The 14,404-nt window shown below is 70.9% G+C and carries 14 protein-coding genes; 6 read left to right on the top strand and 8 right to left on the bottom strand.

What is annotated here, in order from left to right; genetic code table 11:
* Window positions 1-66 precede the first annotated feature (66 nt).
* The 4 genes from BKA24_RS14980 to BKA24_RS14995 all read left to right on the top strand — a co-directional run bounded on the left by BKA24_RS14980 (window position 67) and on the right by BKA24_RS14995 (window position 3,399).
* Window positions 67-1,386 carry an HNH endonuclease signature motif containing protein gene (locus BKA24_RS14980; protein WP_184220041.1) on the top strand — a complete coding sequence of 440 codons (1,320 nt, stop codon included), beginning with the start codon at window positions 67-69 and terminating at the stop codon, window positions 1,384-1,386.
* A 21-nt stretch (window positions 1,387-1,407) separates the two neighbouring features.
* Window positions 1,408-2,271, top strand: a complete 864-nt coding sequence (locus BKA24_RS14985; protein ID WP_184220044.1) for a spermidine synthase — start codon at window positions 1,408-1,410, stop codon at window positions 2,269-2,271.
* Window positions 2,272-2,353: 82 nt separating this feature from the next.
* A complete protein-coding gene (locus BKA24_RS14990; RefSeq protein WP_184220047.1) occupies window positions 2,354-2,881 on the top strand; it encodes a hypothetical protein in 528 nt (175 codons plus the stop codon).
* A 29-nt stretch (window positions 2,882-2,910) separates the two neighbouring features.
* Window positions 2,911-3,399, top strand: a complete 489-nt coding sequence (locus tag BKA24_RS14995) for a SprT-like domain-containing protein (RefSeq protein ID WP_184220049.1) — start codon at window positions 2,911-2,913, stop codon at window positions 3,397-3,399.
* Between the two features lie 6 nt (window positions 3,400-3,405).
* Here BKA24_RS14995 and BKA24_RS15000 read toward each other — a convergent pair whose 3' ends face one another.
* Window positions 3,406-4,041 (bottom strand): 2-phosphosulfolactate phosphatase, encoded by a 636-nt coding sequence (locus BKA24_RS15000; protein ID WP_184220053.1) that lies wholly within the window; start codon window positions 4,039-4,041, stop codon window positions 3,406-3,408.
* Entirely contained in the window at window positions 4,038-6,500 is a 2,463-nt protein-coding gene (locus BKA24_RS15005) for a beta-glucosidase (RefSeq protein WP_184220056.1), read from the bottom strand. Before BKA24_RS15005 ends, BKA24_RS15000 begins: the two co-directional genes overlap by 4 nt.
* A gap of 75 nt (window positions 6,501-6,575) precedes the next feature.
* On the opposite strand from BKA24_RS15005, the gene BKA24_RS15010 reads away from it, so the two are divergent.
* Window positions 6,576-7,169 (top strand): hypothetical protein, encoded by a 594-nt coding sequence (locus tag BKA24_RS15010; RefSeq protein WP_246367115.1) that lies wholly within the window; start codon window positions 6,576-6,578, stop codon window positions 7,167-7,169.
* A gap of 3 nt (window positions 7,170-7,172) precedes the next feature.
* Here the strand turns inward: BKA24_RS15010 and BKA24_RS15015 are convergent, their stop codons facing one another.
* The 6 genes from BKA24_RS15015 to BKA24_RS15040 all read right to left on the bottom strand — a co-directional run bounded on the left by BKA24_RS15015 (window position 7,173) and on the right by BKA24_RS15040 (window position 12,870).
* A complete protein-coding gene (locus tag BKA24_RS15015; RefSeq protein ID WP_425488715.1) occupies window positions 7,173-8,642 on the bottom strand; it encodes an ABC transporter permease in 1,470 nt (489 codons plus the stop codon).
* Window positions 8,639-9,400 carry an ABC transporter ATP-binding protein gene (locus BKA24_RS15020; RefSeq protein WP_184220060.1) on the bottom strand — a complete coding sequence of 254 codons (762 nt, stop codon included), beginning with the start codon at window positions 9,398-9,400 and terminating at the stop codon, window positions 8,639-8,641. Before BKA24_RS15020 ends, BKA24_RS15015 begins: the two co-directional genes overlap by 4 nt.
* Before the next feature lie 87 nt (window positions 9,401-9,487).
* Entirely contained in the window at window positions 9,488-10,129 is a 642-nt protein-coding gene (locus BKA24_RS15025; protein WP_184220063.1) for a response regulator, read from the bottom strand.
* On the bottom strand, window positions 10,126-11,322 hold the full coding sequence (locus BKA24_RS15030; RefSeq protein WP_184220066.1) for a histidine kinase: 1,197 nt from the start codon (window positions 11,320-11,322) through the stop codon (window positions 10,126-10,128). Before BKA24_RS15030 ends, BKA24_RS15025 begins: the two co-directional genes overlap by 4 nt.
* Before the next feature lie 57 nt (window positions 11,323-11,379).
* Window positions 11,380-12,321: a diacylglycerol/lipid kinase family protein gene (locus tag BKA24_RS15035; RefSeq protein WP_184220068.1), complete on the bottom strand. Its 942-nt coding sequence runs from the start codon at window positions 12,319-12,321 to the stop codon at window positions 11,380-11,382.
* A 69-nt stretch (window positions 12,322-12,390) separates the two neighbouring features.
* The gene (locus BKA24_RS15040; RefSeq protein ID WP_184220071.1) at window positions 12,391-12,870 is read right to left on the bottom strand and encodes an Lrp/AsnC ligand binding domain-containing protein; all 480 of its coding nucleotides are present in this window, start codon (window positions 12,868-12,870) and stop codon (window positions 12,391-12,393) included.
* 120 nt (window positions 12,871-12,990) lie between these two features.
* Between BKA24_RS15040 and BKA24_RS15045 the strand changes: the two genes are divergently transcribed.
* Window positions 12,991-14,403: a DUF6421 family protein gene (locus BKA24_RS15045; protein WP_184220073.1), complete on the top strand. Its 1,413-nt coding sequence runs from the start codon at window positions 12,991-12,993 to the stop codon at window positions 14,401-14,403.
* The last annotated feature ends 1 nt before the right edge of the window (window position 14,404 follow it).

The following is a 14,404-nucleotide window of genomic DNA, read 5'->3' on the forward strand; positions in this document are numbered from 1 at the left end:
CTGGCCTGGGGTTGAAGTGGCGACAACGCGGGTGGGAATGTCGGAGGCCCTCACCAGAATGAGGGTATGACCCACACGGCGGAGACTCCCGGATCGGACGCGTTCCTCGCGTCCTTGGCCGGGTTCGTGCATGAGGTCGAATCCGCCGGGCGACAGGTCGCGGCGGCGCAGGTCCGTGAACTTCGGGTTCTCGCTGCGGCGGGCCGGCTCGCGGAGAGCCAGGCGGCCGGGTCGCCGGGTCGGGTGCGGGAGCACGACATGATCCTCCGCTCGATCGCGGCGGAACTCGGCGGCGTGATGCGGGTCGCCGACCGGACCGTGCAACGCCGGATCAGCGATGCCCGCGCGATCGTCGAGGACTTCCCGGGCGCGTTGGCGGCGTGGGAGTCCGGTGCGATCACCCGCGGTCACGTCCTCGTGATCGTGGAGACCGGGTCGGTCGTTCCGCCGGAGCTGCGAGCCGAGTTTGAAGTCGCGGCGATCGCCCGGTGCGAGCGGGACACCCCGAACCGGGTGCGCGCCGAACTCGAGATCCTCGCCCAGCGGATGCACCCGCGATCGTTCACCGAACGGCACGCGGAGGCCGCGTCAGGGCGCGGTGTGCGGGTAGTGCCCGGGCGGGACGGGATGTCCGACCTGGTCGCGACGCTCCCGACGGCGATCGTCGAAGGGGTACACGACCGGCTCACCCAGATGGCGCGCGCGATCATCGACACCCGTGGTGAGCGGGCAGATGGCGACGTCATCGGCACCGACACCCGTTCCACCGACCAGGTCCGTGCCGATGTGTTCGCCGACCTCCTGCTCGCGGGCACGCCCGCGCTCGACGACACCCGCGACACGACCGCGGGTCCGCTCGGTGCGATCCGGGCACGAGTGCAGGTCGTCATCCCCGCCCTGGCGCTCGCGGGTGCGGACGAAGCGTGCGACCTCGTCGGGCGCTCCCCCATCGACCCCGCGACCGCACGGCTGCTCGCCGGGTCGACGCCGACCTGGGAACGACTCGTCACCGACCCGATCACGGGGACCGTGCTCGCCGTGGACTCGTATCGGGTGCCGTCGGCGATGCGCCGGTACCTGCAAGCTCGCGATCAGCACTGCCGATTCCCCGGATGCCGCACCGCGGCGATCCGCTGCGAAGTGGACCACACCCACGACGCGGTGCTCGGCGGCGCGACGAAGACATCGAACCTCGCCCATCTCTGCCAACGGCACCACTCGATGAAGCAGTTCACCGCCTGGAGGGTCCGACAACTCAAGGGTGGCGTCCTCGAATGGACCTCACCCCTCGGCAGGATCTACCGCGAAGACGCACCCACCCCGGCCGTCGCCTTCACCCCTGCCGCACCCCCGCGAGACATCGACACCGGCACCGCACCCTTCTGAGCGACCGGCTAGCGTGGAGCAATGGCCCGAACGCGCGACTCCGACGACGTCCCGGGCGTGCGACTCTCCGACGGCCGATCGGCGCGGATCATCCCCGGTCGCTTCGCCGGCGGGTGGGAACTCGTCGTCGAGACGACACCGCAGTCGCACGTCGACCTCGACGACCCGTCCCACCTGCACTTCGAATACGTCGCCCGAATGGGCGCGGTCATCGATCAGCTGGGGCTCCCCGGCCAGCCCCTCACGGCGGTGCACCTCGGCGCCGGCGCCATGACGCTCCCCCGCTACGTCGAGCACACCCGACCGGGCTCCCGCCAGCAGGTCATCGAACTCGAACAGGCGCTCGTCGACCTCGTCCGCGAACACCTCCCCCTCCCCCGCACAGGCCAGCTCCGCGTCCGCATCGGAGACGCCCGCGACGTCGCCGCCCGCCTCCCCGCCGGCCTCACCGGCATCGTCGACCTCATCGTCTCCGACGTCTTCGCCGGAGCCCAGACACCCGCCCACATCACGACCGTCGAGTACTACCGCATCCTCGCCGGGCTCCTCGCCCCGAGCGGCATTCTCCTCATCAACATCGCCGACGGCAACGGTCTCGCGTTCGCCCGCCGCCAGGTCGCCACCGTGCGCTCCGTCCTCGAGCACGTCGTCGCCCTCGCCGAGGTGCGCACGCTCAAGAGCGGACGATTCGGCAACATCGTCATCGCTGCCTCCGCCTCACCACTCCCGATGGAGTGGCTCCCCCGCCTCATGGCCGCCGGCCCCCACCCCGCCAAGGTCGCGCACGGCGACGAGCTCGACACCTTCGCGCGCGGCGCCCGCATCGTCACCGACGCCGACGCGCAGCCGTCGCCCAAGCCCGCGGCATCCGTCTTCGAACGCTGAGCGCGCGGCGCGCCCTTCGCCCCATCCGCCTCGCTCGGGCGACACTGGACAGACACGTCGGGTGCGTTCGGGAGGAGTCGCCGTGAGCTACATCAAGGGATACGACCCGGAGACCCTTCGCGAGATCGTCGACCTCGACCAGTGCCGGGACCGCCTCGCCGAGCTCGGCGAGCAGCGCAGCCTCGCCGCCATGCTCGAGCGCGTCTGGCTGCTGAAGGTCCTCGACCGTCTCGACGACGCGCTGGTCGTCTCCGAGCAGTCCGTCCGTCTCGCGCGCATGGCCGGCACCCGCAAGGACCTCCTGCGCGCCCGCGTGCTCCACGCCACGATCCAGCAGTTCCGCGGCGCCTACGCCGCCGCCATCCACGAACTGAACATGTGCGTCGAAGAAGCAGAGGGCCAGGGCTGGGCGGCGCTCGCGGCCTTCGCGTGCCAGCACCGCGGCAAGACCTCGTACGACGCCGGCGACTACCCCTCGGCGCGAGCCGACTTCAAGAAGGCGCTGTTCCTCCGCCAAGAAGCGGGCGCCCCCGAAGAGCAGCTCGAATCGACCCTCCTCGCCATCGAGGCCGCCGACCGGCGACGCGCCGGCGCTTCGGTCGCCAGCTGAGTGTCCCACCCCTCCTCTACCGTCGTCGCATGACCGACCCGACCGACGTCCGCCGCGAGGCGGAGGAGCTCCTGCGGACGCACCTCGACGCTTCGTGGTCGTTCGCCTTCGACAACGCCAAGCGCCGGGCCGGAGCCTGCGACTACCTGCGCAAGCGCATCACGCTGTCGCGATACCTCTCCGCCCGCTACGACGACGAGACGAACCGGCAGACGATCCTCCACGAGATCGCGCACGCCCTCGCCGGCCCCGCCGCCGGGCACGGCGCGGACTGGAAGCGCATCGCCCGCAGCCTCGGCTACACCGGAGGGGTGACGCACCGCGGCGAGACCGCCACCGAGTTGGCGCCCTGGGTCGGCGTCTGCCCCGCCGGCCACATCGCCTACCGCCACCGGCGCGCGACCCGAGCGACGTCGTGCGCGATCTGCGCGCCGACGTTCGACGAGCGTCATCTCATCAGCTGGCGTCGTCGCGAGATCAGCGCGGCGACACGGCGAGCGGCACTCGCTCCCCGCTGATCCCGCTCACGCGCGCGACCACACGCCATCCCGCAGCACCGGCACCGCATCGTCGGCGTCGATCGTCGCTGCCGCGATGACCTCATCGCGCTTGCCCTCGGCGAGCAGCTCCTGACCCGAACCGCAGGCGGTCAACAGGTGCCGCACCGCTCCCCGCAGTCCGCGGAAGGCCTCGGATGCCGCGGCTGCCTCCGGCGACGAATGGTCGACGCCCCGCGCCTCGAGCGCCGCGAGTACCGCACCGGCGCCGAGCTGATCCTCCACCGCGAACCGCAGCTCGGCGCCGGGCTCGCGCCCCGACAGCTCGCCGGCGGCGACGATGTTGACGCTCGTTCGGGCCCCGCGCGCGCTCTGCTCGACGAGCACCGCCGCCGCGACCGCCGCAGCGTTGCGGAGGGAGCCGAGCATCACCACGGCGCCCTGCTCCGCCGCCGCGGAGGCGACTGCGGCACCGTTCAGCGACACGGCGTGCGCGCTCTCGTCGTGCGGCACCGTCTCGCCGGCGGCGACGCGGGCGGACACCGTCGACGAGAAGCGCAGCACATCCACCACGACGACGACATCGGAAGGGCCGAGTCGCCGCAGGCCCGCGACGCCCCAGTCGAAACGCAGCTGGTACCGGGACTGGGTGAAGTCGGTCATCCCTCCAGGGTACGAGCGGCGACGACCGGCTTCAGCGCGAGCGCCAGCCGCAGGACGTTTCCGGCGGTCCGCTGCAGCTCACCACGCGTGAGCCCGTCGTCCGCAGCCAGCGATTCCAGGATCGTGTCGTCGGCGTACGACTGGGGTCCCGCCTCGGTCTTCACGCCTCCGGGCATGAGCACGTCCACCTGCGCCCGCACCCGGTACGCGTTGTCGCGAAGCGCCGGGAAGTCGGGGTCGACGGCATCCTCCATCCACCAGTCGGTGATGACGACGCCCTCGTAGCCCCACTCGTCGCGCAGGACGGTCGTGACGAGGTCGTGGTGGTAGTGCGCCCAGACCCCGTTGATCTGGTTGTACGAGGTCATCAGCGTCTTCGGCTTCGCCTCGCGGATGCAGATCTCGAAACCGCGCAGGTAGATCTCCCGGAGGGCGCGCTCCGACACCCGCGAGTCGTTGCGGGTGCGGTTGGTCTCCTGGTTGTTCGCGGCGAAGTGCTTGGGGCAGGCCGACACCCCGACCGACTGCACGCCGCCCACGACGGCCGCGGCGATCGAGCCGGTGACCACCGGGTCTTCGCTGAAGTACTCGAAGTTGCGGCCGCACAGCGGATCGCGGTGGATGTTCATCCCCGGGCTCAGGAGCACGTCCGACCCCTTCCGGAGCATCTCCTCGCCGTGCAGCGCCGCCAGCTCGCGCACGAGATCGGTGTTCCAGGTCGAGGCGAGCGCGGTGCCCGAGGGCAGGAGCGATGCGTACGCCGACAGCCGAAGCCCGCTCGGTCCGTCCGTCGTGGTGATCGGCGGCACACCCTTGGCGCGCAGCGACTCCGACACCCCGCCGAGCACTCCCGCATTGCCCGGAGCGCCGAGCGGACTGTGCATCGTCACGTCCCCGCGCGCGAGCAGCGCGAGCTCGTCGTCACTCAGCTGGGCGATGAACTCGTCGAGGGATGCCGCGCCCGACCCGACCGCGTCGAGCCCGATCCCCCGGTCGCCGGTCGGAGTGATCTCCCGCGGGAGACCTGCCGTGATGCGATCACGGCGCAACGCGGTCGCGGTGGGTACCGGCTCACGCGCGATCACCGCCGAGCCGTCGACCTCACGGCCGAGCGTGAGACGTTCGAAGGGGACGACCGGCGCGGCGACCTCTGTCAGCCGCCGGACGACGTGCAAATCCGCGACGTGGAAGGCCGCCACCTGCGCCGCCGAGCGGACGTCGGTGCCGACGAACACCGGGTACTCACCCGGCTCGAGCACCCAGCAGCTGCGATGCCCGGTCGCGCCGCCGTCGTCGTAGGAGGCGAGGTGGTCGCGACGGACCGTCAGCTCGAGCCGCTCACGCTCGCCCGGCTGAAGGAGCGCCGTCTTGGCGAAGGCAACGAGCGCGCGTGCCGGCTTGCCGAGCGCGCCGTCGGGGCCACCCGCGTAGACCTGGACGACTTCCTTGCCCGCCCGCGACCCGGTGTTCGTCACCTCGACCGTCAGCCGGAGCGACGCGGCATCCTTCTCCTGATCGACCACCGTCACGGCGAAGGTCGTGTAACCGAGGCCGTAGCCGAAGGGGAAGAGGACGCGCTCCGGGGCGAACGTCTCGAAGTAGCGGTATCCGACGAAGACGTCCTCGACGTACTCGTTCGCGTCCGGGTGCCCGAAGTTCGGCGCACTCGGATAGTCGGTGTAGCGCCGCGCGATCGTGTCGGTCAGCTTCCCGCTGGGCGCGAGCTCTCCGGCGAGGACACCGGCCACGGCGCGGGCGCCCTCCATCCCGCCCTGCCACGCGTACAGCACGGCGCCGATGCGCCGGTCGTAGTCGGCCAGCCACGACAGGTCCATGACGTTGCCGGCGTCGAGCACGACGACGGTGTGCGCGAATGCGTCGGTGACGGCATCCAGCAGGGCACGCTCGTCGGCGGTCAGGTAGTAGCTGCCGGGTTCCAGCACGCTCTCCCGCGCCTCTCCGGCCGCGCGACCGATCGCGACGACGGCGGTGTCGGCGCGCAGGGCCGCCGCCGCGACGTCGCCTGCGGAGATCGGCATTTCGGGGAAGTGGTGCGGCCACTGGCCCCACGTTGCGGTGAAGGTGGGCCGGTGGGTCGCCGCCCACGACGCGTACCGGTCGGCGAGTTCGCCGTCGACCTGGATGCCGGCGTCGCGCAGGCCCGCGAGCAGGTTCCAGATGTAGGGGACCTTCACGTCTCCACCCGAGCCGTACCCGACGGCGAACCAGTCGATCTGCACACGGCCGAAGACGGCTACCCGGTGGCCCTCGAGCGGCAGCGTGCCGTCGTTGCGGAGGAGTACGACACCCTCGGCGGCGGCCTGACGCGCGGTCCGCGCGAGCGCAGGGTCGAGGGTCGGATCCGTGTCGAGGAGGAGGGTCGAGATCTGTGCGACCGATTCGACGGGGGCGAGGGTGTGCGAGCGGTCGCCCGATTCGATGGCGGGGTCGAGCGGCATGGCGGTCCTTCGGGAAATGAGGATGGGAGCGCTCCCACAGTACTCCGTCGAACCGTCCGATGCGAGACTCGACCCATGCGGATCCTTCTGAAGCTCGAACTCGACTGCACACCGGATGCCGCCTGGCGAGCCCTCCACTCCTCCCGAGCCATCGCCGAGCTGTACGGCCCGCTCATCGAGATGGTGCCGCTCGAGGCTCAGCCGGCGACCTCGCTCGAGTCGGGCGCCGACGTTCCCGTCCAGTTGCGCGCGCTCGGCGCCCTCGACATTGGACGCCAGCTCATCCACGTCGAGGACCGCTACACGGAGGACTCGCATGGCCCCGTTCGCATCCTGCGCGACAGCGGCATCCCGCTGACGGGCCCCCTCTCCCAGCTCGACGTCTGGGATCACCAGATGGCGGTCAGCGCTGTCCCCGGCCACCCCGACAAGACACTGTGGCGCGATCGTCTCGTCATCGGCGGCATCGCCGCCGGACCGCTCTGGCCTCTCCTGTGGGCGACGTGGCAGTACCGAGCGATGCGCCTGCGCGCCCTCGCGCCGACCTGGTCGTACGAACCGGAGCCGACCCCGGACGCCGCGAGCACCGAAGCCGCAAACACCGCCGCAACGACCGAGCCCGCCGCACCCCGGGACGGGGACGGCGGGCCCGGATCTGCAGACCGCTGACGATCAGTCGGCGAGCGCCTCGACCGGCGCCGTGCGCGTCGCGATGCGGGTGGGCACGACCGCAGCCACCAGGGTGAGCGCGGCGGTGGCGACGATCACGATCACGACCGGTAGCCACGGGATGGCCGGAGCGACGAACGTCGGCGACATCCAGAGCGGGGGCATGGCCACCGAGCCGAGCAGCGACTGCGCCGCGACCCAGCCGTAGGCGATTCCGAGCGCGAGCCCGAAGACCAGGGAGGTCACGGTGACGTGCGCCGCCTCGATGAGCACCATGCGGCGGATCTGAGGCGAGGTCAGCCCGAGCGCGCGCAGCAGGCCGAGTTCGCGGCGGCGCTGCACGACCCCGATCGTGAGGAGGTTCACGAGACCGACCGCCGCGATCACGGCACTGACGGCGACGAGGCTCATCATGACCGTCGAGAACGAATCCATCATCTGTTCGAAGGCGACGTCGGGGGTCCCGCCGCCCGAGGCCGTGACGAGGGATTTCGCCGACTCGGACGCCACGGCGAACATGACCACGAGAGCGACCCCCATGACGACGCCGATCGCCATCCGACTGGAGCGCTCGGGGTAGCGGATGGCGTTCTGCGCGGCTAGGCGAGCCGTGACCGAGTCTCCGAACAGGCGCCCTGTGGCGTGGAGGAGTCGCGGCATGATCGCCGTCGCGCCGAGCGTCACCCCGGTGAACGAGAAGAGTCCGCCGAAGAAGGCGACGACGACACCGATCGGCGACAGCATGCCGAGGAGGATGCCGCCGACCATCAGAGCGACGCCGATGATCCCGAGCGTGAGACTCGCACCGTTGCGCCCGCGCCGGTGAGCGAGCTCGTCGTGGGTCTGCTCGACGGATCCGCCGAGGGCCTGCAGCGGCGTCACGGTCAGCACGCGCCGCGAACCCGCCCACGCAGCGGCCCAGGTCGTGAGAGCCACCGAGACGGCCGGCAGGAGGAGAGCGGGTTGGAGCACCGCGTAGTCGGTGGCGACGCCCACGAGCCGGTCCAGGAACGGGATCGCCACGACCGTCCCCACGGTCGCCACGACGAGCCCGACGATGGCGCCGATCGCGCCCACGATGAACCCCTGGCGAGCGACCTCGGTGCGCTGCGACCGCGCCGTCGCGCCGATCAGACGCAGGAGCGCGATGCGCCGGGTGCGGCCGGCGATGATCGTCGCGAAGGTGTTCGCCGTGACGATCGCCGCCACGTAGACGGCGACCGCCAGCAGGATGATGCTGAGGATGCCGATGACCGCCGCCATTGTTCCGGAGTCGCCGTATTCCTCATTGGCCCGGAAGACCGCGGCGATGTACCCCGTGGCGGAGAGGAGGACGACTCCAAAGGCCGTAGAGATCGCAGCGACGAGGACGGTCGCCCCCATGCCGCGCTCGCGCAGCCAGCTGAATCGGCTGCTCGGCGCTGGCTCGCTCAGGGCGGCCGGTCGCGCCGGCACCGTCGTCGTGGCGGTCACGCTGCGGCCTCCGCCGCGAGCATGTGGGCGGAGATCTGCTCGGCGGTCTGCCGGGGCTTGTCCGCGACGATCCGCCCGTCACCGAGGAACAGCACGCGGTCGGCGTACGAGGCGGCGACGGGATCGTGGGTGACCATCGCGATCGACTGGCCGTGGTCGCGGCTGGCGTTCGCCATCAGCGCGAGCACCTCTCGGCCCGAGCGCGAGTCGAGGTTCCCCGTCGGCTCATCGGCGAACAGCAGGTCGGGCGACGTGGCGAGGGCTCGCGCGATGGCCACGCGTTGCTGCTGGCCGCCCGAGAGCTGATGCGGACGGTGGCGCAGACGGGCGGTCAGCCCGAGGGTCTCCACGAGACCGTCGATGCGCGAACGCTCCAGCGCGCTGGGCCGGCGCCCGTCGAGGTCGAACGGCAGCATGATGTTGCCGATCGCGTCGAGGGTGGGCACGAGGTTGAACGCCTGGAACACGAAGCCCACACGGCGGCGGCGCAGGATGGTCAGGTCGATGTCAGAGAGGCCGGTGATGTCGGTGTCTCCGATCCAGACGCGCCCCGCGGTCGGGTTGTCGAGGCCCGCCATGATGTGCATGAGCGTGGACTTGCCCGATCCGGAGGGGCCCATGATGGCGGTGAACTCGCCGCGACGGATTCCGACGGTGACGTCGTCGAGGGCGCGGACGGTCGACTCGCCCGCGCCGAAGGTCTTCGTGAGGTTCTGGACGCGGGCGGCGAGGCCCATGTCGGAGGTGGTGATCTGCATGTCTTCGACGCTACGAAGGACACGCATCTCCTCGCGTCGGTCGCTCGTCGCTCGCACGTACATCGCGAGGATGATCCGCCTCCGGCGTCAGGCGAGGCCGTGTTCGAACGCGAAGACGACGAGCTGCACGCGGTCGCGCAGCGCGAGCTTCGCGAGGATGCGGGACACGTGTGTCTTCACCGTCGCCTCCGACAAGAACTCGCGCGCGGCGATCTCGGCGTTCGACAGCCCGCGGGCGGCGAGCGCGAAGATCTCCCGCTCCCGATCGGTGAGGTCGGCGTACGCCGGAGGCACGGCCCGCGTGGGCTGCCCGAGGGAAGCGAAGAGCTGTCGGGTCGCGGCGGCGGCGATCACCGACGAACCGGCGTGCACGGTGCGGATCGCCGCGAGGAGGAACTCCGGATCGGCATCCTTCAGGAGGAATCCGCTCGCCCCCTGCTGGATCGCTCGCGCCGCCGCCTCGTCGAGGTCGAACGTCGTCAACATGACCACCTTCGGCGGATCGGGGTCGCCCAGCAGCGTCGCCGTCGCGGTCAGGCCGTCCATCACCGGCATCCGGATGTCCATCAGCACGACGTCCGGGCGGGTGGCGCGCACCACCTCGAGCGCCTGCGCGCCGTCGGACGCCTCGCCGACCACCTCGAGATCGGGCTGCGACGAGACCACCATGCGGATGCCGGCACGGAAAAGCGCCTGATCGTCGACCAGGACGACACGGATCACGGTCATGAGAACTCTCGCGGGGAATCAGTGGCGGGGGCGCTCAGCCCATCGTCCGCACGAACGGGAAGGGTGGCGGACACGACGAACGCGGAGCCGTCGGGACCGGCATCGAGGCGGCCGCCGATCAGCTGCGCGCGCTCGCGCATGCCGATGAGGCCGTGCCCGGGCACCCGGCGCTCGGCGCCGGGTTCGGATGCCGCCTCGTTGCGCACCCGCAGATCGACGCGATCGCCCCACCAGGCGAGCGATACGTCGACGGGTCCACCACTGCCGTGGCGCAGGGCGTTGGTCAGTGCCTCCTGGAGGATGCGGTAGACCGCGAGCTCCACGGACGCGGGCACCTCCCCGCGCGGTGCGGGATCGACGTCGACACGCAGTTCGACCCCGGCCGCGCGCACCTGCGCGTACAGCTGTTCGAGATCGGCGAGAGTCGGCTGCGGGCCGTCGGACTGGGAGTGACGCAGCTGGGTCAGCAGCAGGCGGACATCCGACAGCGCCGACCGCGCCGTCGTCGAGATCGTGCCGAGCGCCGCCGACTGGGCGGCGGGATCGGCCGCGGCGGCGTAGCGAGCGCCGTCGGACTGCGCGATGATCACGGCGAGCGAGTGGGCGACGATGTCGTGCATGTCCCGCGCGATCCGGGTGCGCTCCTGTTCCGCCGCTGTCTCGGCTTCGGCGCGCACCTGTGCGGCTCGCGTGGCGCGGCCACGGAGGACGTTGCGCACGAGGGCGCCGCTGGTCCACGCGAGCCCCAGCGCGAACAGCGCCGCGATGAGAATGGCGACGGCGGAGGGGAGGTCGGACCACGAGAACTGGCCGATGAGACCCCAGCGGAACAGGTAGATCGTGATCGCCGCCGAGCCGACGCCGACCGAGGCGAGGCCCGCCCAGAACACGACGCGCGAGCCGTACGCCGCCGTGACGTACAGCACCGCGAAGATCGCGATGTCGACGAAGCCGGGGTTCCGCTCCGCCGTCATCTGCAGCAGCGCGCCAGTCCACGCCACGCCGAGCGACAGCCCCGGCGACAGTCGGCGAACCGCCACCGCCGCGCCCATGATGAGCACGAGGACGACGGCGACCCACTCCGTCCCCGGGGCAGCCGACGTGACGAGTTCGGCCGGCAGCGCGACGAGCGCGAAGCCGAGCGCGACCAGGACGTCGAAGACCACCTGGAGGGGGCGGAGCTGGCGGAACACCCTTCGACGTTACGCGGCGGCGCGCCAGGCGGCATCCACCCAGCGATGTATCGTGCGTCAGCGCCCGGGCAGGTAGACGCGCAGCCCCTGGTCGATCGCCGAGACGCGCAGGCGGAACCCGTCCTGTCCGACCTGCTCGAGCTCGCCGTCGTGCACGTAGATGTCAGGGGCGCTCCCGGCGCGGACCTCGAGGTCGATGTCTGCCGACACGATCCGTTCGAGATCGGATGCCGGCGGCATGAGGCGGACCGCGCGCAGCACCGAGATCGAGCGTCGGCCGAACGCGAGCGATGCCACCGCCCGCATGCGCGTTCCGCGAGCGTGGTGGATGCGGACGTCGACGACGGCGTCGTCGAGCGTCGCTCGCTGCATCATGGCGATGCGCTCGGGATCGTTGCGCCCCACACCGATGAACACCGACCAGACCGAGGCTCGTCGTCCGCGTCGAGCGATGCCGACGGCGTGTGCGTCGTGCAGGGCCCGCCACGCGGCCACGGCACCGCCCCACCATTTGCCGAGACTCGAGCGGCGCTCGCGTTCTACCAGGAGCTCGGGGTATGCGCCGAGGGAGACGGCGTTGAGCACAGTGACGGGATCTCGGTCGTCGATGCGCACCTCGGCGACGACGACGCTGCGGACCGCGCCGTGCTCGTACGCGTCGAGTCCGGCGTCGACGTCTTCGATGCCGGCCGAGCGCGCGAAGTGATTGAAGGTTCCGTTCGGCAGCACGAGGAGGGTGAGGTCGTGCCGGCGCGCGAGATGAGCGGCGCGGGAGACCGAGCCGTCCCCGCCGAGGATGGCCAGCACACGCGGCGCGTCTGACCCCGCGACCGCCTTCGCCACCACGTCGTCGAGCGTCTCGTTCTCGCCCAGCTCGTGCACCGTCGCGCCCGGCAGCCGGCGCCGGACGTCGGGTACCCGGTCAGGGCGCCCGAGCGAGGCGCCCGAACGCGAGTTCGCGATCACGAGGACCTCAGCGCCGATCGGGTTCTCGCTCATCCCGTCACGCTAAGCCGGCCGTCGCTCGGGTGGCCACCTCTTGACAGCACGGCGACCCCGCCGGCGGGCTCAGGCAGGACCGAGCGGGCGATGCTCGAAGAACGACTGCAGCACGACCGTCGTGCGCGTGTTCACCGACGCCGCGGAACGGATGTCGCGGATGAGGCGCTCGAGATCGCGTGGCGTCGCGACGCGCACGAACAGCATGTATGCGGCATCCCCCGCGATGGAATGGCACGCCTCGATCTCATCGAGGTGGGCGATCAGCTCGGGTGCGTTGTCGGGCTGACCGGGATCCAACGGCGTGATCTCGACGAACGCGGCGAGCGGCTTGCCGACCGTCTCGGGGTCGATGATCGCGCGGTACCCGGTGATCGCCCCCTTCGCCTCAAGGCGACGCACCCGGGCCTGGGTGGCCGACACCGACAGCTTCGAGACGGCGGAGAGGTCGGCGAGGGTGGCCCGCGCGTTCACGGCGAGCTCCCGGAGGATCGCGGCATCCGCGTCGTCGCCGAATGCGCGGGCGGATGTCTGGTCGTCGGATGCCACGGTGCGACGTTACCGCACCCGAACCACGCGCGCTTCTTCCTGCACAAAGGTCGCATACGCCGTAAATCTTCCCGTAGAATCGCGCTGAAACCGTCCCTCGATGCCGTAAGGAGGTCATACATGAGCACCGTCACCCCCACCCCGACGATCATCGGAATGCCCGAGGTGGTCGAAGACCCCCGCGCCGTCATCGACTCCCACGCGTGGCGCCTCCTGAAGTCCGCCGCCACGGCTCTGCAGGCACTGCAGGATGCCGACGGCTCGGTTCCCCGCCCGGAAGACCACGAATCGGCCCGCGCGCACGTCGACGCCATCATCTCCGGCATCCGTGCCCTCGCACCGGCCTTCCCGCACGACGGCGATTACCTCCGCGCGAGCGTCGCCGATTTCGAGCGATGGGATGCCGAAGGCTTCGGCGTTCCCGACTTCCTCGACTCGCTCACGGCGTTCCAGCCGCAGGAGCACCGCGTCGACGGCTTGCGGCACCTCGTCGTCTTCCCGATGTACACGCAGAACGGGTCGCGTCGGCGCCACGTCGAGGCGGTGCTCGTGGAGGTCATCTGGCCCGAGTTCATCGCCGAGGTCGAGACGACCTACACGAACCGGCTGTTCGTGTCGCTCCGCCTCCTCGACTTCACACCCGGCTACGACACCAACTCTGCGGTGCTCTTCCCCGAGACCGTCGCGATGCGCGAGGTTCCGACCTTCACGTGGGGCGCGATCTTCCAGGACCGTGAAGCGGCTCGCTACCGCCGGGTGGTCCGCGCCGCTGCGGAGATCACCCGCCTCGATCTCCCCGACGCCGCCGCTCGGCTCCTTGACGACCAGGCCCTCGCCGAGAAGACCTTCGTGATGTGGGACCTGATCCACGACCGGACGCACATGCGCGGCGACCTGCCGTTCGACCCGTTCATGATCAAGCAGCGGATGCCGTACTTCCTGTACTCACTGGAAGAGCTCCGGTGCGACCTCACCGCCTTCAGGGAGTGCGTCGCCATCGAACGGCGCCTTTCCGCGGCATCCGAGCTGACGAGCATCGAGGCCGAGACGCTCGACCAGGCGGGCCTCGTGCAGTTCGCCGTGATCTTCGACCGCATCTTCCGCTTCGCCATCACGGGCACGCGGGAGCGCAACTACGACGGCCTGGGCGGGCAGCTGCTGTTCGCCTGGCTGCACCGCCGCGGCGTTCTCCACTGGACCGACACGTCGCTCGCGTTCGAGTGGGAGCGCGTTCCCGATGCCGTCATCGAGCTCGCGGACGCGATCGACCGGCTGTACTGGGAGTCGATCGACCGACCCAAGGTGGCGCACTGGCTGGCCGCCTACGACCTCGTGCGTTCGACGGTGACGCCGCACCCCGCGTCGCGGTGGGCGCGAGGGCTGTCCGACGACGTGCTCGCCGGCCCGCCGAAGGGCTACACCGACGCGGTCCTCGACGACGAGTTCCCGCTGTCGATGTTCTTCGAGGCGCTCGAGAAGAAGATGCGCCCTGTGATCGCGTCGACGGCGGGCATCCGCGGCACCGACGACTGAG

The sequence above is a fragment of the Microbacterium marinum genome (assembly GCF_014204835.1).
GTDB classification, from domain to species: Bacteria; Actinomycetota; Actinomycetes; order Actinomycetales; family Microbacteriaceae; genus Microbacterium; species Microbacterium marinum.